Origin of the sequence: Streptomyces sp. NPDC048257 (assembly GCF_043201855.1) — a bacterium.
GTDB lineage: Bacteria > Actinomycetota > Actinomycetes > Streptomycetales > Streptomycetaceae > Streptomyces.
In genome coordinates this window covers 48,871-67,246 of record NZ_JBICZI010000019.1, presented here as the reverse complement: position 1 = coordinate 67,246, position 18,376 = coordinate 48,871, and the positions used below count along the sequence as shown (strand labels likewise).

15 protein-coding genes and 1 other RNA gene are annotated in these 18,376 nt (G+C 71.8%); 3 read left to right on the top strand and 13 right to left on the bottom strand.

What is annotated here, in order from left to right; all coding sequences use genetic code 11:
* Nucleotides 1-107: 107 nt before the first annotated feature.
* From ACGFZK_RS28145 to ACGFZK_RS28115, 7 genes are all read right to left on the bottom strand, one after another.
* Nucleotides 108-1,511 (bottom strand): NAD-dependent malic enzyme, encoded by a 1,404-nt coding sequence (locus ACGFZK_RS28145; protein WP_393851653.1) that lies wholly within the window; start codon nt 1,509-1,511, stop codon nt 108-110.
* Between the two features lie 494 nt (nt 1,512-2,005).
* A complete protein-coding gene (locus tag ACGFZK_RS28140; RefSeq protein WP_393851652.1) occupies nt 2,006-4,312 on the bottom strand; it encodes a HelD family protein in 2,307 nt (768 codons plus the stop codon).
* 126 nt (nt 4,313-4,438) lie between these two features.
* Nucleotides 4,439-4,999, bottom strand: a complete 561-nt coding sequence (locus ACGFZK_RS28135; protein ID WP_393851651.1) for a CGNR zinc finger domain-containing protein — start codon at nt 4,997-4,999, stop codon at nt 4,439-4,441.
* Nucleotides 5,000-5,205: 206 nt separating this feature from the next.
* Nucleotides 5,206-5,769, bottom strand: a complete 564-nt coding sequence (locus tag ACGFZK_RS28130) for a GNAT family N-acetyltransferase (protein WP_393851650.1) — start codon at nt 5,767-5,769, stop codon at nt 5,206-5,208.
* Nucleotides 5,770-5,778: 9 nt separating this feature from the next.
* On the bottom strand, nt 5,779-6,954 hold the full coding sequence (locus tag ACGFZK_RS28125) for a uroporphyrinogen-III synthase (protein WP_393851649.1): 1,176 nt from the start codon (nt 6,952-6,954) through the stop codon (nt 5,779-5,781).
* 95 nt (nt 6,955-7,049) lie between these two features.
* Nucleotides 7,050-8,420, bottom strand: a complete 1,371-nt coding sequence (locus tag ACGFZK_RS28120; protein ID WP_393851648.1) for a nitrate/nitrite transporter — start codon at nt 8,418-8,420, stop codon at nt 7,050-7,052.
* Nucleotides 8,421-8,516: 96 nt separating this feature from the next.
* Nucleotides 8,517-9,482: a LysR family transcriptional regulator gene (locus ACGFZK_RS28115; protein ID WP_393851647.1), complete on the bottom strand. Its 966-nt coding sequence runs from the start codon at nt 9,480-9,482 to the stop codon at nt 8,517-8,519.
* Nucleotides 9,483-9,576: 94 nt separating this feature from the next.
* Here ACGFZK_RS28115 and ACGFZK_RS28110 point away from each other — a divergent pair, with 94 nt between their 5' ends.
* A complete protein-coding gene (locus tag ACGFZK_RS28110; protein WP_393851716.1) occupies nt 9,577-10,824 on the top strand; it encodes an MFS transporter in 1,248 nt (415 codons plus the stop codon).
* Between the two features lie 562 nt (nt 10,825-11,386).
* Here ACGFZK_RS28110 and ssrA read toward each other — a convergent pair.
* The 5 genes from ssrA to ftsE all read right to left on the bottom strand — a co-directional run bounded on the left by ssrA (nt 11,387) and on the right by ftsE (nt 15,288).
* Nucleotides 11,387-11,775: a transfer-messenger RNA gene (gene ssrA, locus ACGFZK_RS28105) on the bottom strand.
* 84 nt (nt 11,776-11,859) lie between these two features.
* A complete protein-coding gene (gene smpB / locus ACGFZK_RS28100) occupies nt 11,860-12,345 on the bottom strand; it encodes an SsrA-binding protein SmpB (protein ID WP_393851646.1) in 486 nt (161 codons plus the stop codon).
* 18 nt (nt 12,346-12,363) lie between these two features.
* Nucleotides 12,364-13,545, bottom strand: coding sequence for a S41 family peptidase (locus ACGFZK_RS28095; protein ID WP_393851645.1), 1,182 nt, complete (start codon nt 13,543-13,545; stop codon nt 12,364-12,366).
* 67 nt (nt 13,546-13,612) lie between these two features.
* Nucleotides 13,613-14,581 carry a permease-like cell division protein FtsX gene (gene ftsX / locus ACGFZK_RS28090; protein WP_393851644.1) on the bottom strand — a complete coding sequence of 323 codons (969 nt, stop codon included), beginning with the start codon at nt 14,579-14,581 and terminating at the stop codon, nt 13,613-13,615.
* Nucleotides 14,582-14,598: 17 nt separating this feature from the next.
* Nucleotides 14,599-15,288 carry a cell division ATP-binding protein FtsE gene (ftsE, locus tag ACGFZK_RS28085; protein ID WP_030011324.1) on the bottom strand — a complete coding sequence of 230 codons (690 nt, stop codon included), beginning with the start codon at nt 15,286-15,288 and terminating at the stop codon, nt 14,599-14,601.
* Between the two features lie 237 nt (nt 15,289-15,525).
* Between ftsE and ACGFZK_RS28080 the strand changes: the two genes are divergently transcribed.
* The gene (locus ACGFZK_RS28080; RefSeq protein WP_393851643.1) at nt 15,526-15,717 is read left to right on the top strand and encodes a hypothetical protein; all 192 of its coding nucleotides are present in this window, start codon (nt 15,526-15,528) and stop codon (nt 15,715-15,717) included.
* 125 nt (nt 15,718-15,842) lie between these two features.
* On the opposite strand, the gene prfB is transcribed toward ACGFZK_RS28080, so the two are convergent.
* Entirely contained in the window at nt 15,843-16,952 is a 1,110-nt protein-coding gene (prfB, locus tag ACGFZK_RS28075; RefSeq protein ID WP_393851642.1) for a peptide chain release factor 2, read from the bottom strand.
* Between the two features lie 318 nt (nt 16,953-17,270).
* On the opposite strand from prfB, the gene ACGFZK_RS28070 reads away from it, so the two are divergent.
* Nucleotides 17,271-18,272, top strand: coding sequence for an isopenicillin N synthase family dioxygenase (locus tag ACGFZK_RS28070; RefSeq protein ID WP_393851641.1), 1,002 nt, complete (start codon nt 17,271-17,273; stop codon nt 18,270-18,272).
* Nucleotides 18,273-18,376 lie beyond the last annotated feature (104 nt).

Below are 18,376 nucleotides of genomic sequence, written 5' to 3'. Positions count from 1 at the left end.
GGACCGCGGACCTCGCGGGCATCCCCGCAACACTAGAGGCGGCCCGTCGGGCCCGCATCTCGCGACGCGCCGGGAGCGGAGTGCCGTGAGGGCCGTCACAGCAGGGTTCAGGACCCCGAGGCGGCCTTGCGGACGGCGCCCGCGACCGCACCCGCCACCTTGTCGTTGAACACCGACGGGATGATGTAGTTGGCGTTCAGCTCGTCCTCGCCCACGACGTCCGCCAGGGCGCTCGCGGCGGCCAGCATCATGTCCGTGTTCACGGTGCGGGACTGAGCGTCCAGCAGACCGCGGAAGACACCCGGGAAGACCAGCACGTTGTTGATCTGGTTGGGGAAGTCGGAGCGGCCGGTGGCGACCACGGCGGCGGTCTGGCGGGCGACGGCCGGGTCCACCTCGGGGTCCGGGTTCGCGAGCGCGAACACGATCGCGCCTTCCGCCATGGCGGCGACGTCCTCGCCGGACAGTACGTTCGGGGCCGAGACGCCGATGAACACGTCGGCGCCGACCACGGCTTCCTTCAGGGTGCCCGTGTAGCCCTCGGGGTTGGTGTTGTCGGCGATCCAGCGCAGCGGGGAGTCGGCGGCCGCGTCGACGAGGTCGGGGCGGCCCGCGTGCACGACGCCGTGGATGTCGGCACTGACCGCGTTCTTGACGCCCGCCGCGAGGAGCAGCTTGAGGATGGCGGTACCGGCCGCGCCGGCGCCCGACATGACGACCTTGACGTCGCCAACTGCCTTGCCCACCACGCGCAGTGCGTTGGTGAGGGCCGCGAGCACGACGATCGCGGTGCCGTGCTGGTCGTCGTGGAAGACGGGGATGTCGAGGGCCTCGCGCAGCCGGGCCTCGATCTCGAAGCAGCGCGGCGCGGAGATGTCCTCCAGGTTGATGCCGGCGAAGCCGGGGGCGATGGCCTTGACGATCGCGACGATCTCGTCGGTGTCCTGGGTGTCGAGGCAGATCGGCCATGCGTCGATGCCGGCGAAGCGCTTGAAGAGGGCCGCCTTGCCCTCCATGACGGGCAGCGCGGCCATCGGGCCGATGTTGCCGAGGCCCAGCACGGCGGAGCCGTCCGTCACGACTGCGACGGAGTTGCGCTTGATGGTGAGGCGGCGCGCGTCCTCGGGGTTCTCGGCGATCGCCATGCACACGCGGGCCACGCCCGGGGTGTAGATCATCGAGAGGTCGTCACGGTTGCGGATGGGGTGCTTGGACGCCATCTCGATCTTGCCGCCGAGGTGCATCAGGAAGGTGCGGTCGGAGACCTTGCCGAGGCTGACGCCCTCGATGCCGCGCAGCTTCTCGACGATCTCGTCCGCGTGCGCGGTGGAGGTCGCGGCGATCGTGACGTCGATCCGGAGCTTCTCGTGGCCGGATGCGGTCACGTCGAGGCCGGTGACCGATCCGCCGGAGGACTCCACGGCGGTGGTGAGCTGGGAGACCGCGGTTCCGCTCGCGGGCACTTCCAGACGGACCGTCATCGAATACGAGACGCTGGGCGCCGTTGCCATGGCCGTGTTCCTCTTCTGTCCCTGGTTCGCTGTCACACACAGAGCCCTGCTGCACAGCAGGTGCGGCAGGACCTGTTGTCCGATCGTCCCACCTACCAGCCAGTACAAGGTAACCAGCTACAAATTTCGGAAAGACTCTTCCACCATACGAGATATCAGGGGCGTTCGGAATGGTGGGGTCATACAAAACAGGTCCGCGCCCCCCACTGAGTGGAGGGCGCGGACCTGGTGATTCGTACGTCTATGACACCGACCCGCCATGCTCGCCTCGCGGCAAGTGGTCGCTCTAAGCGACGAAGGTTGGGCCCGGGGGCTTGGATCGAGTCGGTGCCGTACCCAGGCTAACAAAGGATCGCCGAATGTGATCCCCCTGCTCGCACTCGGTTCCGAGCACCACGCTCATGGCCGCGGACCATCCGGCCGTACGAGGCCCTGAGCGGGCCGGGACCCCGGCGATGAACCGCCACCGCCGGGCCGTCCCCGCCCCGCCGCGGCTACGGCAGCAGCAGCTCCGGCACCCCGTCGGCGTCCGGCTTGTCCCGGTCTGCGGAGACCACCGTCAGCTGCTGCGTCGCGCGCGTCAGCGCCACGTACAGCACCCGCAGGCCCGCCGGGGACTCGTCCGCGATCTCCGCCGGGGAGACGACCACCGTGGCGTCGTACTCCAGGCCCTTGGCCTCCAGACTGCCCAGCGCCACCGCCCGCTCGCCGAGGTCGGCCAGCCAGCCCGCGGCCTCCGCGCGCCGGTCCATCGCCACGACCACGCCGACCGTGCCGTCCACCTGCTCCAGCAGCCGCCGGGTCTCCTCCCGGACCGCGGTGCCCAGATCGCCCGCGGCGGCCGTGAAACGGGGCTCCAGGCCCGTGGAACGCACCGCGGTCGGCGGCTCCATGCCGGGCATCGCCAGGCGCAGCACCCGGGACGCGACCTCGGCGACCTCCGCCGGGTTGCGGTAGTTGACGGTCAGGGTGAACCGCCGGCGCGGGCGGCTGCCCAGGGCCTCGTCGCGGGCCGCGGCCGCCTCCTGCGGGTCCGTCCAGGAGGACTGCGCCGGGTCGCCGACCACCGTCCAGGTGCCGTGCCGGCCCCGGCGGCCCACCATCCGCCACTGCATCGGCGTCAGGTCCTGGGCCTCGTCCACGATGACGTGCGCGTACTCGGTGCGCTCCGCCGCGAGCCGCTCGGCCCGCTCCCACTGGGTCTCCTCGCGGGTCGGCATCAGCTCCTCCAGCCCGCTGAGCTGGTCGAGGGGGTCCATCTCCCGCCGGCGCTTGGGCCGCGCGGGCGCGCCGAGCAGCTGCTGGAGCTCGTCCAGCAGCGCCACGTCGTGCACCGACAGGGGGCCCTTGCCGTCCGGGCCCACCCGGCGCAGCGAGCGGGCCAGCTGGCGGCTCTCGCGCGGGTTGAGGTCCCGGCGCGACCAGCGGCCGAGGTGGCGCTCGTCGGCGAGCGCGGCGAGCACCGTGCGCGGGGTCAGCTCGGGCCACCAGGCGTTGAGGAAGCCGATGAAGGCGTCCTCGGTGGAGATGTCCTCGTCGAAGGCGGAGCGCAGCTCGGCGGCCAGCTCCGGGTCGCTGTGCCGGCCGGCGCCGCCGGACTTCGCGTACAGGGCGTCGAGCAGCAGCTTGCGGGCGCGCGGGCGCAGCAGGTTGACGGGGGCGGTGCCGCTGAGCACGTTCTGCCGGATCCGGTTCAGCTCGTCGGCCTCCAGCTCCTGGCGGCGGCCGAAGGCCACCACGCGCAGCCGGTCGGGGGCGCCGCCGAGCTCCAGTGCGCCGCGTACGGCCTTGCGGAGCACCTTGAGCATCCGGGAGGAGCCCTTGATCCGGGCCACGGCAGGGGTGTCGTAGGTGGTGGCCTCCGCGCCGTCGACGAGCGAGCCGAGGGCCCGGATGGCCACCTGGCCCTCCTCACCGAGCGAGGGCAGCACGCCCTCGGTGTACGCGACGAGCAGCGGGGTCGGCGAGACGATCAGGATGCCGCCGGAGTAGCGGCGCCGGTCCTGGTACAGCAGGTAGGCGGCGCGGTGCAGGGCGACGGCGGTCTTGCCGGTGCCGGGGCCGCCCGCGACCTCGGCGACGGAGGCGGCGGGCGCCCGGATGACCAGGTCCTGCTCGGCCTGGATCGAGGAGACGATGTCGCGCATGGAGTGCGTACGGGCCCGCCCGAGAGCGGCCATGAGGGCGCCGTCGCCGATGGCGGGGAGCTCCCGGCCGTCCAGGAAGGCGGTGACCTCCGGACGCATCAGGTCGTCCTCGACGCCGAGCACCTTGCGGCCCTTGGACCGGATGACGCGGCGGCGCACGACGCGGCCGGGCTCCTTGGGCGTGGAGCGGTAGAACGGCGCCGCGGCCGGGGCGCGCCAGTCGATGACCAGCGGCGCGTAGTCGGAGTCCAGGACTCCGATGCGGCCGATGTGCAGCGTCTCGGCGATGTCGGCGGTGAGGTCCTCGCGAATCGCGTCGTCGGCGGGCTCGACGGAGGAGTACGCGCCGTCCGCGCCGCGCTCCCCGTCCTTGCCGAGCACCAGGTCGATGCGGCCGAAGAGGAAGTCCTCGAACTCGCTGTTCAGCCGGTTCAGGTGGATGCCCGCCCGGAAGACCTGCGCGTCGCGCTCGGCGAGTGCGCCGGGCGTACCCACCTGGCCGCGCTGGGCGGCGTCGTTCATGAGGAACTCGGCCTCGTGGATCTTCTCCTCAAGGCGTCGGTACACCTGGTCGAGATGCGTCTGCTCGACCGCGATCTCCCGATCGCGGACGGAATCCGCCGTGCTGTCGACAGCGGCATTCTGCGCGGCCACCAAGGCCCCCTTCTGACGTGCATGGGCGACCGTCAAAGGTACGCGAATCGGCCCCCTGTCCGCACGCCCGTTCCGGAACCGGTCTCGCGGGTTGGTACGCGGGGGTACGCGGAGTGGTACGCCTTCCTACCCGGCCCCGGCCGCCAGGGCCCGGCGGCGGTGCCGGGCGACGCGCTCGCGGTTGCCGCAGCGCTCGCTGGAGCACCAGCGGCGCCGGTGGCCGCGGGAGTTGTCCAGGTAGACCCGGGTGCAGCCGTCGCCCTCGCAGGCCCGCAGCAGGGCCCGGTCGCCGGGGTCGGTCAGCAGCTCGACGGCGTCCCGGGCGACGGCCGCGAGCAGCGCGCCGCACTCCACGCCACCGCACAACTCCCGTACGAGGTGGCCTTCCTGGTCCCGTACGGCACACAGGCCCGGGGGTGGTCCGGCGGCCAGGGCGTTGACCCGGGCGAGGGCGTTCTCGTCGGGATCGGTGCCGAGCAGCTCCGCCCGTACGAGGGTTTCCACGTCGGCGCGCAGGGACCGGAAGGCCGCGGCCCAGTCGGGTCCCACCCGGGCGAGCGGCGTCCGGTCGGGTACCAGCCCGGCCCCGGCGAGCCACAGCCGCAGCTCGTCACCGTCCGGGATCCCCTCGTGGGGGGTGAAGGTGGCCACCAGGTCCAGGCAGATCCGCCCGGAATCGAACCGCATGCCGTCAGCCTCCCGTCGTGGGGTGCCGTACCAGACTGCCCGTCCGCCGCCTGCTGGGGAAGCCCCCGAACCGGTGGGCCCGTGCTTGCGTTGCACGGACCTCTGCCCGCGCTGCGCGCACCTTCGGGCTGACGCCGGCCGAATCCGGCCCCGCCGGCACGTTCGGCCCCGCCGGCGTTCGAGGCGCGGGCCCCAGACCCCGCTCCTCAAACGCCTGCGGGGCCGGATCCCGGAGGGTCGTCGTGGAGGAGGCGCTGGAAGAGGCGGTGGTCGCGCCAGGCGCCGTTGATGTGAAGGTAGCGCGGCGCGAGTCCGAACTGCTCGAAGCCCGCCTTCGCCAGCACCCGCTGCGAGGCCAGGTTGTCGACCAGGGTGCCCGCCGTCACGCGGTGCAGGCCCAGCTCCTCGCGGGCGACCCGGCAGACCTCCGCCACGCCCGCGGTGGCCAGCCCCCTGCCGTGCCAGGCGGGGTCGACCCAGTAGCCGACGCCGCCGCTGCACAGCGGCCCGTACGTGATCGAGCCGAGGTTGATCGCGCCGACGGGCGCACCGGTGGCCGTCTCGACGAACACGTACGGGACGATCCGCCCCGCGTCCCGTTCCGCGAGCACGCCCTCGAGCCGCTCCCGCTGGCCGGCCTCCGTGTAGTAGGCGTCCTGGCGGACCGGCTCGACGTGCGCCATGAACGCCCGGTTCCGGGTGAACGCCTCGGCCAGCCCGGCGGCGTCGCCGAGCGCGACGCCCCTCATCTCAACCCCGTCAATGATCATCCCGGCACGCTAGCCGAGGACCCCCCTGGCCGTCACCGCGTCGGCGGGAAGCTCCCCGTACTTGGCCTCCCCGCCCGCGTCCAGCGAGAGCCGGTACCCGCGCTTGACCACCGTCTGGATCAGGTTCGGGGCTCCGAGCGCCACCCGGAGGCGGGCCATCGCCGTCTCCACCGCGTGCTCGTCGCGCCCCGCGCCCGGCAGCGCCCGCAGCAGGTCCGCGCGGGACACCACCCATCCCGGCCGCCGCGCCAGCGCCCGCAGCAGGGCCATTCCGGCCGGCGGTACGGGCCTCAGCTGCGCGTCCACCAGGACCGCGTGTCCCCGGATCTCCACCCGGTGCCCGGCCACCGGCAGCACCCGGGCCCGGCCGGGCAGCTCCCGGCAGAGCAACTGCACCAGCGGGCCCAGCCGGAAGCGCTCCGGCTGCACCGTGTCCACGCCGTGCGCCTGCAGCGGCAGCGCGGTCACCGGCCCGACGCACGCGGACAGCAGCCTGCCGCGCAGCGCGTCCAGCACGGCGTCCCGCAGCCCCCGCTCCTCGGCCCGGGACAGCAGCGAGGCCGCCGCCGGCGCCGAGGTGAAGCTGACGGCGTCGACCGATCCGCCGATCATCGCGTCCAGCAGCCGGTCCAGCGGCCCGAGGTCCTCCGGCGCCATCCACCGGTAGACGGGGACCACCACCACCTCGGCCCCGCCCTCCCGCAGCGCCTCGACGAAGCCCGGCAGCGGCTCGCCGTGCAGCTGGAGTGCGATCCGCCGCCCGGCCACGCCGGCCGTCAGCAGCCGTTCCAGTACCTCGGCGAGCGATTCCGAGTCCGGGGACCAGGTCTCCTTGAGCCCGGCGGCCCGGATCGCGCCCTTCACCTTCGGTCCGCGCGCCAGCAGTTCGGCGGCCCGCAGCCGTTCCAGCAGGTCCTCGCCGACGCCCCACCCGTCGGCCGCCTCGATCCACCCGCGGAAGCCGATGGCGGTGGTGGCCACCACCACGTCCGGAGCGCAGCCGATCAGTTCCTTCGTCGCGGCCAGCAGCTCGCTGTCGTCGGCGAGCGGCACGATCCGCAGCGCCGGCGCGTGCAGCACCGCGGCTCCGCGCCGCCGCAGCAGCGCGATGAGCTCGTCCGCCCGCCGGGCGGCCGTGACCCCGACGGTGAAGCCCGCGAGCGGGCCTGTGTTCGTGTCGTCCATCGTGACCTGCCTAGTGACGCATGCGGGGGCGGTACGGGTGCACCGAGCCTGCCAACCCGTCGTGTCGGACTCGGTTCACCCGTATTTCGCGCCGGTTACACCGACGTGAGCTGGGGTTTCGTCTCGACCCCGACCGTGTGGATCACCGGGGTGGCCGGGCGGCGAAGGTATACCGCCCAGGTCACCGCGCAGCACAGGGCGTAGAAGCCGAGGAAGGTGACGAAGGCCGCGGTTCCGGAGCCGGAGGTGCGGAACGCCTCCCGGAAGACCAGGTTGATGCCCAGGCCGCCGAGCGCGCCGACCGCTCCGATGAGTCCCATCGAGGCGCCGGAGAGCCGTCGCCCGTACGCGGCCGCGCCCTCGCCGCTCATGCCGCGGGCGAGCGCCTTCGCCTGGAAGATGCCCGGGATCATCTTGTACGTCGATCCGTTGCCGAGGCCGCTGAGGACGAAGAGGGCCACGAACCCCACGAGGAAGACGGGCAGTGAGGACCGCTGCGAGGCGAACACGACCACTCCGGTCGCCGCCGCCATCGCCACGAAGGTCCCCAGGGTGATCCGCGCCCCGCCGAACCGGTCCGCCAGCGCCCCGCCCACCGGCCTGATCAGCGACCCGAGCAGCGGTCCCATGAAGGTCAGCGAGGCGGCCTGGAGCGGGGTGCGGCCGAACTGGGTCTGCAGCACCAGCCCGAAGGCGAAGCTGTACCCGATGAAGGACCCGAACGTCCCGATGTACAGGAACGCCATGATCCAGGTGTGCGCGTCCTTGACCGCCTCGCGGACCGCGCCGGTGTCGTTGCGCACGGGGGCCAGGTTGTCCATGCGTACGGCCGCCAGGACGGCCGCGATCACGATCAGCGGGATGTAGGCGCCCATCAGGTACCGCGGATGGGAGGCGCCGGCGGTCGCGATGACCAGCAGCCCGGCCAGCTGCACCACGGGTACGCCGATGTTGCCGCCGCCGGCGTTCAGGCCGAGCGCCCAGCCCTTCTTGCGCAGCGGGAAGAAGGCGTTGATGTTGGTCATCGAGGAGGCGAAGTTGCCGCCGCCCACGCCGGTGAGGGCGGCGACGAGCAGGAAGGTCCCGTACGAGGTCCCGGGCTCCATCACCACGACCGCGGCGACCGTCGGCGCGAGCAGCAGCAGCGCGCTGAAGACGGTCCAGTTCCGGCCGCCGAAGCGGGCCACGGCGAAGGTGTACGGCACCCGGACGATCGCGCCGACCAGGGTCGCGGTCGCGATGAGGAAGAACTTCCCGGCCGGGTCGATCCCGTACGCCGGTCCCATGAAGAGGACCATCACGGACCAGAGCGACCAGATGGAGAACCCGATGTGCTCGGAGAACACGGAGTAGACGAGGTTGCGGCGGGCGGTCCGCTCCCCCGTCTCCTTCCAGAAGGTCTCGTCCTCGGGATCCCACTGCTCGATCCAGCGGCCCCCCTTGCGCGGTGCGGTCGTACCGGTCATCACACGCCTCCACAGCTGTCGCGTCCGTGGAACGACCGTAGGAACGGCGCGTTTCCGCCCCGGTCCCCGCCGGATGACCGCCGGGAAACCTTGCTCTCACCCGGCGCCGGGGACACCTGTGAGCGCGGCCGGACGCCAGCTCGCCGGGGGTACGTCCAGCCAGCCGCGGTCGGCGCTGAGCCCGGCCGCGGCCCGTTGCAGCGCTTCGAGGCCCGGGTGGCCGAAACCCTTGCGCCACACCATCGACAGCGGGGACAGCGGGACCGGGTCGACCAGCGGCCGCTTCACAGAGCCGGGCATGTCGACGAAGTCGACGGTCACGAGCACCGGATTGCCGGTCTTGGCCATGACCCGGCGGAACTCGTCCTTGCCCACGGCCACCGGGGCGGGCGGCGCCATCAGGATCCCCCGTCCGGCGAACAGCTCGCGCGCCAGGCCCGTCCACTCCGGCGTCCGCGGGTTCCCGGCGCCCGCGTACACGGTCTCCCCCGCCAGCGCCTCCAGCGGTACGGCCGACAGCGCGGCCAGCGGGTGCCCGTCGGGCAGCAGCACGGCGAGCGGCTCGTACCGTACGGGCCGGTGCGCGATCCGGGACCGCAACACCGGGTCCAGCCCGTCGGCGTACCCGAAGGACACGTCGAGGCGCCCGGCGGCGACCTCGGCGGCGGCGTACGTCAGCCCGCTCTCCCAGCGGGCCATCAGCTCGCAGTCCGGGGCCAGTTCGCGGGCGCGCTCCAGCACGGTGCGCGCGGTGCTCGGCCCGTCGGTGTTCAGGTCGACGAGCAGCGCCCGGGGCGCGGCGAAGGCGGCGGTGAGCGCTTCGTGCGCGGCCAGCACCCGCCGGGCCAGGGGCAGCAGCCGCTCCCCGTCGGGGGTGGGCTCGACGGCGCGGGTCGTACGGACGAACAGCGCGGTGCCGAGGGTCTCCTCAAGCCGCCGTACGTCCCGGCTCAGCGCCTGCTGGGCGACGTACAGCCGGGCGGCGGCGCGGGTGAAGTGCAGCTCCTCGGCCACGGCGACGAACCCGCGCAGCAGCCGGGGGTCCACATCACGGAGCATCATGCCCGGAGACTAACAACGGATCGGCGTGAATGGCCTGCGAACAGGTGTTGGACGCCTCGCCCGGTCCCGGCCGAGGGTGGGGGTCATGCCCCTCATGGCCGTCACCGGCAACACCCTCGTCCTCGCCGCCCCGCCCGCCCCCGCCCGCACTTCCCCCGCCGGCCGGGAGCCCCGCACCCCCCGGGGCCCGCTGGCCGCCTACCGCCGCCTGTTCGCCCTGCCCGGCGCCCGCGCCTTCACCGCCGGGAACCTCATCGCCCGCCTCCCCATGGGCATGCTCGGGGTCAGCGCGGTCATGATGATCGCCGGGCAGCGCGGCTCGTACGCCCTGGCCGGCGCGGTCACGGCGACCGGCATGGCCGCCACCGCGCTGGTCGCCCCGTGGACCGCCCGGCTGATCGACCGTCACGGGCAGGCCCGGATCGCCGTCCCGGCCACCCTGATCGCGGTCCTCGGCTCGCTGTCCCTGATCGTGTGCGTCCGTACCGGGGCACCCGCCTGGACCCTCTTCGCCTCGTACGCCGCGACCGCCACCACCCCCAACATCGGCGGCATGTCCCGCGCCCGCTGGACGCACCTGCTGCGCGACTCCCCGGGCGCGCACCACACCGCGATGTCCTTCGAGCAGGCCGCCGACGAGCTCTGCTACATGCTCGGCCCGGTCCTGGCGGCCTTCCTCTGCTCGGTCGTCCTCCCCGAGGCCGGGACCCTCACCGCGGCCGTCCTGCTGCTGACCGGCATGCTGGTCTTCACCTCCTGCCGCTCCACCCAGCACCCGCCGACGGCGGGCCCCCGGCGCGGCTCCCCGCTGCGCGCGCTGAGCCCGCTGCTGCCCCTCTTCCTGGCCACCGGCGTGGTGTTCGGCTCGATGGAGATCGCCTCGATCGCCCACCTCGGCGCCCTGGGCCTGGGCGCCGCCTCCGGCCCGGTCCTGGCCCTCCAGGCGGCGGGCTCCTGCGCGGCGGGCCTCCTCTACGGGACCCTGCGCCCGCGGGGTCTGCGGACCTGCCTGGTCGCCATGGCCGCCGCGATGACCCTGCCGTGGCTCGCGGCGAGCACGGGCTCGCTCCTCCCGCTGGCCTGCGCCCTGCTCCTGGCGGGCATGGCCACGGCTCCGGCGATGGTGACCGCGATGTCCCGGGTCCACGCCCTGACCCCGGAGGGCCGCCTCAACGAGGGCATGACCCTGGCCGTCACCGCCATCCTCGCGGGCATCGCCCTGGGCGCGGCGGCGGCCGGCACCCTGGTCGACCACCTGGGCCCGACCCCGGCCTACGCCCTCCCGGCGGCGGCGGCCCTCCTCGCCCTCGCCACCGTCCAGGCCGTCACTCGTACCAGGTGATGCCACAGACGTAGACGCACTCGTGCCGGGGGACGGCCAGGAGGCTGCGGAATCGTCAGTGTTGCAGTCCCATGACCAGTCGCTCACAGGCCGGTCTCGGCCTCTGCTTTGTCGAGGATCTGCTGGATCTCAGCCAGTGCGGGCGTGGGATCGGCCGCCCCCTCCTGAACCAGCCGTTCCAGGGCATGGAGGCGTGCAGCTCTCCGAGGATGGCGTTCGATCTCGACGAATACGGCCCAGGAGTGGATGAAGGCCCGCAGCGGGGCGAGCGACTGCGCCTGCTGGGCGCTCGTCGTGGCCTCGAAGAAGTGCTGCGTCAGATCGGGAATCCGGCTGGGCGCGATCTTCGCGACGGCCTCACGAAGGGCCGCAGGCGTGAGATCCGGGCATGGGGATCAGCGGCCCATCCTCGTGGGGGATCGGCGTACGCACGTGTCCTCGCTGGGACTCCGCTCCGGAGCGTGCTCCTCACCGGACCGCCGCCAGAACCGCCGCGCGGATGCTTCCGGCATGACGAAGGCCCCGCAGCCGAGAGGCTGCGGGGCCTTTGCCCACATGGGATGAGTGGAGATGGCGGGAATCGAACCCGCGTCCAACGGTGCAGAAGCAGGGCTTCTCCGAGCGCAGTCCGCTGCGCTTTTCTCAGCCCCGGAGATCACACGGACAAGTCTCCGACGGGCTCAGTCACTGTTTGGTTTCCCTCCAACCCCCGTGACCGGGGCTAGAGGTTTAGATCCCTAATTGACGCCAGGATCCGGACCGGGACCACTTCCGGGCTGACGCTCCTCACAGAGGCTTCAGCTCACTGTTATTAGGCAGCGAGGGTGAAGCGGGAGTTATCGCTCTTGGAGTTGGCGATTATTGTTTGCGACATGTGGTTAGCGAGATCATTGCCGCTTCCTCGGCTCGCTTCCCCTGCATCGACATCCGCTGTCGAAACCGATCATCCCCATGTTGTTTTTTCAAGCTGCGCCGACCCCTGGGGGGCGGTGCTGACGCCATGGTACGCGAAGTGGACCGCCGCGTGCCAGGTGATTAAACCGTGCCGCGCTGCTTGCGACGGATCGCCGAGATCGTCCGGTTCGTCTCGCGGGTGTCCTGCTTCTCCCGCATCGTCTGCCGCTTGTCGTACTCCTTCTTGCCCTTCGCCAGCGCGATCTCGATCTTCGCGCGGCCGTCCTTGAAGTACAGCGCGAGGGGAACGATCGTGTGACCCGACTCGTCCGCCTTGCGCTCCAGCTTGTCGATCTCCTCGCGGTGCATGAGGAGCTTGCGCTTGCGCCGGGCGCTGTGGTTGGTCCAGGTGCCCTGGCTGTACTCCGGCACGTGCACGTTGTAGAGCCAGGCCTCCCCGCTCTCCACCGACACGAAGCCGTCCACCAGCGAGGCCCGGCCCTGGCGCATGGACTTGACCTCGGTACCCGTGAGCACGAGACCGCACTCGTAGGTGTCGATGATCGTGTAGTCGTGCCGCGCCTTCTTGTTCTGGGCGATCAGCTTGCGCCCTTTTTCCTTAGCCATAGTGCGGTCATTTTCGCACTACGGACCCACCCCGAGGCCACCCAATACCGTGACGGCCCGTTCCTCGACCCGGTCGCCCGCCGGCACGTCCGGGGTGATGCCGTCGCCGTCCAGGCTCCGGCCCGCCGGTGTGCGGTACGTACCCACCGTCAGCTCGGCCACCGAACCGTCCGGGAGTTCGGTCGGCATCTGCACCGAGCCCTTGCCGAAGGTCCGGCTGCCCACCGCCACCGCCCGGCCCCGGTCCTGAAGGGCGCCCGTCACCAGCTCGGCCGCGCTCATCGTGCCGCCGTCCACGAGGGCCACCAGCGGACGGGTGGTGTCCCCGCCCGGGGCCGCGTACAGGACCCGCTGGTCGCCGCGTACGTCGTACGTGGCCACGAGGCCGCCGTCCAGGAAGGCGGAGGCCGCGGTGACCGCCTCGGTGACCAGCCCGCCCGGGTTGCCGCGCAGGTCGAGCATGACCCCGGCGCCGGCCGGGGCGGCGCGCACGGCGGCCCTGACGCGATCGCCGGAACCCCGGGTGAAGGAGACCACCTTGATGACCGTGACCCCGTCCGGGCGCTGGCGCACGGTCACCGGCTCGGTGCGCAGCTGCTCGCGGCGCACGGTCTCGGTGAGGTCGGCGCCGTTCCGGCTCAGGCTCAGCACGACGGGGGTGCCCGCCTCGCCGCGCAGCAGGGCGACCACGTCGGCGACGGCCAGACCGGTCACGGCGTGCCCGTCGACGCTCAGCAGCCGGTCCCCGGCCAGCAGCCCGGCCCGGGCCGCGGGGCTGCCGGGCTGGACCTTCTCGACCTTGATCGCGCCGTCGGCCGCCCGCTCCGCCCACACCCCGACGCCGGTCCAGCGGCCGTCGAGGCCCTCGGCGAAGGCGGCGTACTCGCCCTGGTCGTAGACGGTGCCCCAACGGTCGCCGCTGCGGCTGACGACCTCCTGGGCCGCCTTCTTCCCGGACTTCCCCTCGGCGACGGCCTCGGCGGCGGCGCGGGCCACCGCGTCGCGGTCGGCGGTGCCCGCCTCGCGCGGGGCCTCGGCCGCGGGGGCGCCCGTCAGGGCCGCGGCGGCCGCGGCGCCCTCCTCGCGGTCCCAGCAGCCGGTGTACGCACCGGCGCCGACGGCGGTGAGGAAGGCGAACGTCAAAACGGCCCCGCGACGCAGGTCGCGGGGCCGGAGACAGAAGGCGGGCAGACCCGGCATGGCGCCGAGTCTAGGACAAGCCCCGCGCCGGTACGGGTGGTTGACCGGACCGCTCGCGGGGCGCTTGTCACACCTTCAGGTACTTGCGCAGGGCGATGAAGGCGGCCACGGAGGGCATCAGGAGGCCGATGAAGAGTACGTACGGCAGCTTGGCCAGCACCGATCCCCAGCCCATGAAGTCGATGAGCTGGATCTTGTCCCGCAGGCCGACGCCGTGGTCGATCACGAAGTACTGCCCGGAGACGAGCATGGCGCAGGCGAAGAGCGCGCCGATGAGGCCGGCGACGGCGGCCTCCATGATGAAGGGGACCTGGATGTAGAAGCTGGAGGCACCCACCAGCCGCATGATCCCCGTCTCCCGCCTTCGGCTGAACGCCGAAACGCGCACGGTGTTGACGATCAGCAGCAGCGCCACGATCAGCATGATCAGCATGATGCCGAGGGCCGCGACGTTGAGGTAGTTGAGGATCCGGAAGAGGTCGTCGATCGCCTGGCGCTGGTCGTCGACGGTGTGGACACCGTCACGGCCGGCGAAGGCGGAGGTGACCACCTTGTACCTCTCCGGGTCCTTGAGCTTGACCCGGAAGGACTCCTGCATCTGGTCGGGGGTGATGGAGGAGGCCAGAGCGGTGTGGCCGTACTGCTCCTGGTAGTGCTTGTACGCCTCGTCCGCCGACTCGTAGGCGACGGACTTCACCAGGGACATCTGCTTGAGCTCGGACTCGATCTGCTTCTTCTGCTCTTCGGTGACGGCGCCCTTGCGGCAGGTGGCGACGCCCCCGGCGCCGCCCGCCGCACCGTCCGTCTTGGCGGCGGCCTCGCCGGCCTCCTGGGCGTCCTGCTTGTTGCAGAGGTAGATCGAGACGTTGGCCTTGTCGTACCAGTAGCCCTTCATCCGGCCCACCTGCTCGCTCATGAGCATGGAGCCGCCGAACAGGGCCAGCGAGAGGGCCACGGAGATGATGACCGCGAAGGTCATGGTGAGATTGCGACGGAGACCGACGCCGATCTCCGACATGACGAACTGGGCGCGCATTGCGTCTCAGGGACCTTTCAGTGCTGGTAGCCGTAGACGCCGCGCGACTGGTCGCGCACGAGTCGGCCCTGTTCGAGTTCGATGACGCGCTTGCGCATCTGGTCGACGATCTGCTGGTCGTGTGTGGCCATGATCACTGTGGTGCCGGTCCGGTTGATCCGGTCCAGCAGCTTCATGATCCCGACCGAGGTCTGCGGGTCGAGGTTGCCGGTGGGCTCGTCCGCGATCAGCAGGGCGGGGCGGTTGACGAAGGCGCGGGCGATGGCCACGCGCTGCTGCTCACCGCCGGAGAGCTCGCCGGGCATCCGCTCTTCCTTGCCGCCCAGGCCCACGAGTTCGAGGACCTGCGGGACGGCCTTGCGGATCTCGCCCCGCGGCTTGCCGATGACCTCCTGGGCGAAGGCCACGTTCTCGGCCACCGTTTTGTTGGGCAGCAGGCGGAAGTCCTGGAACACGGTCCCCAACTGGCGCCGCATCTGCGGAACCTTCCAGTTGGAGAGCTTGGCGAGGTCCTTGCCCAGGACGTGCACCTGGCCGTGGCTCGCCCGCTCCTCGCGCAGGATGAGGCGCAGGAAGGTGGACTTGCCGGAGCCGGAGGAGCCGACGAGGAAGACGAACTCGCCCTTCGCGATGTCGAGGGAGACTTCTCTGAGTGCGGGACGGCTCTGCTTCGGGTAGGACTTGGAGACGCTGTCGAATCGGATCACGGGTGCACCACGGTCGCCGGGAGTAGGTGTGCGTGACCATACGCGAACGGGCGCGGGGTGTGGACCCGGCATCCGGACTTGCCCGATTTATCCCGGGGTGCCGGGGGGTTCCGATCGTGATGGCCCGGACGGGCCGCGCCGAATGCCGTCGAAGCTGGCACAGTGGTAGGGGGAACGGTCTGGTTCCCCACGCCGTTATACGCAGCAAGAAGACCGAGGGGACGAGAGGAGGAGCGCATGACATATGACCGGCTCGTGTGCGCGAACTGCGCCGCACCCGTCAGCCAGGGCCGCTGCCCGGTGTGCCGGGCGAACCGGGAGCGCCTCCAGCAGGAGGGCCCCTTCTCCGGCCTGAACCCCGTGACCCTCATCGTGCTCATGGTGGTCCTCGTGGCGGCTCTGGTACTGGTGGCTCAGCAAACCGTCTGAGCGGCCCGGAGCGACCGACCGGTCGCGAGGGCGCGCAGACCTGCGGGCACCGCGCCGCGTACCGATCGCACACGCCGGAAGGGCCCGGACACGAGGTGTCCGGGCCCTTCTGCGCGTGCCGTGGGTTACGCGGTCTGCTCCTGCTGCTTGCGCCAGCGGATTCCGGCCTCCAGGAAGCCGTCGATCTCACCGTCGAGCACCGCCTGCGGGTTGCCGACCTCGAACTCCGTCCGCAGGTCCTTGACCATCTGGTACGGGTGCAGGACGTAGGAGCGCATCTGGTTGCCCCAGGAGCTGCCGCCGTCCTTGAGGGCGTCCATCTTGTCCTTCTCCTCCTGGCGGCGCCGCTCGAGCAGCTTGGCCTGGAGGACGTTCATGGCGCTGGCCTTGTTCTGGATCTGCGACCGCTCGTTCTGGCAGGAGACCACGATGCCGGTCGGCAGGTGCGTGATGCGCACCGCCGAGTCGGTGGTGTTGACGCCCTGGCCGCCGGGGCCGGAGGCGCGGTACACGTCGACGCGCAGCTCGGTCTCGTCGATCTCGACGTGGTCGCTGGTCTCGACGACCGGGAGCACCTCGACGCCCGCGAAGGAGGTCTGGCGGCGGCCCTGGTTGTCGAAGGGCGAGATCCGCACGAGGCGGTGGGTGCCCTGCTCGACGGAGAGGGTGCCGTAGGCGTAGGGGGCCTTGACCACGAAGGTGGTCGACTTGATGCCGGCCTCCTCCGCGTACGAGGTCTCGTAGATCTCGGTCGAGTAGCCGTGCCGCTCCGCCCAGCGCAGGTACATGCGCTGCAGGCGCTCGGCGAAGTCGGAGGCGTCGACGCCACCGGCCTCGGCGCGGATGTTGACCAGGGCCTCGCGCTCGGCGTACTCGCCGGAGAGCAGGGTCCGGACCTCCATCTCGTCCAGCGCCTTGCGGACGGAGACCAGCTCGGTCTCGGCCTCCGCCAGGGTTTCCGCGTCGTCCATCTCCTGGGCGAGGTCGAAGAGCACCGCGAGGTCGTCGATGCGCCCCCTCAGGGTCTCGGTCTTGCGGACCTCCGCCTGGAGGTGCGAAAGCTTGCTCGTGATCTTCTGGGCGGCCTCCGGGTCGTCCCACAGGGACGGCGCGGCGGCCTGCTCCTCGAGCACGGCGATTTCTGCCCTCAGCTTGTCGAGGTCCAGGACGGCCTCGATCGACCCCATGGTCGAGGAGAGGGACTTCAGCTCTTCGGAAACATCGACGACTGCCACGGGTCCAGCGTAGCCGGTCCCCGGACAACGCCGTCCGGGCAGGCCGGATCCCTCGTACTGATGAGAGGTCGTACGGGCGTACGCTCACGGTATGACCGTTCTCCTCGTCAAGCGCCGCCATGTGGACCACATGCGTGTCACGACGACGAGCTGTCTGCCGCCGGACCGAACCCAAGCCTGATCCACCCCGATCCGACTTGGTCCTGTACGCGCGGCTCCCGCGGTCCCGGCACCACCCCTGCCGGCGCCCTCCCCCGCCCCGCGGCCCCCACCACCTCTGGGGAACAGGACCCCGTGACATCCCGAAACGGAGCCGTCATGCCGTCCGCGCACACTCTCCCCGTCCTGGACCTCTCCCAGGCGGACGACCCGGCCCAGCGGGCCGAATTCCTGAAGAAGCTGCACGCAGCCGCCAGGGACACCGGTTTCCTGCACCTGACCGGGCACGGCGTCACCGCCGCCGAGAGCGCCCGCATCCTCGAACTGACCAGGGCCTTCTTCGCACTCCCGGAGGCCGACCGGCTCTCCGTCAGCAATCTGAACTCGCCGCACTTCCGCGGCTACACCCGGATCGGCCACGAGCTGACCGGCGGGTCCTCCGACTGGCGGGACCAGCTGGACGTCGGCGCGGAGCGCCCGGCGCCGGCCGTGGGGCCGCACGACCCGGCGTACCTGTGGCTGGAGGGCCCGAACCAGTGGCCCGCCGCGCTCCCGGAGCTCCGTACGGTGGTCCTGGACTGGCAGTCCCGGCTCGCGGCGGTCGCCCACCGGCTGCTCCAGGAGCTCCTCGTCGCGATCGGCGCCCCGGCGGACTTCTTCGACGCGGCCTTCGCGGACCGCCCGCACCTGCACACCAAGCTGATCCGCTACCCGGGATCGGCCCCCTCCGGAGCCGACCAGGGGGTCGGCGCGCACAAGGACTACGGGTTCCTGACGCTCCTGCTGCAGGACTCGGTGGGCGGCCTCCAGGTGGTCCGGGACGGCGGCTACCTGGACGTACCGCCGATGCCGGGCGCGTTCGTGGTGAACCTGGGCGAGCTGCTGGAGATCGCGACCGAGGGGTACCTGACGGCGACGGACCACCGGGTGATCAGCCCGCCGGGGGCGGTGGAGCGGTACTCGGTGCCGTTCTTCTACAACCCGCGGCTGGACGCGGTGATCGAGACCGTGCCGGGGGACTACCTGCGGTCCGCCCCGGGGGTCGCGCACGACGAGTCGAACCCGCTGCACGCCGAGTACGGCCGCAACGAGCTGAAGGGCTGGGTCCGCGCCCACCCGGCCGTGGCGCGGCGCTGGCACCCGGAACTGGCCGCGGCCTGACCTGCCCCGCCGTTGCGGGGGCTCCGCCCCGAGCCGCCGCTCCTCAAACGCCGGAGGGGCTGAGAAATCCAGCTCGCCGGCGTGTGAGGCGCGGGGTTCCGTGC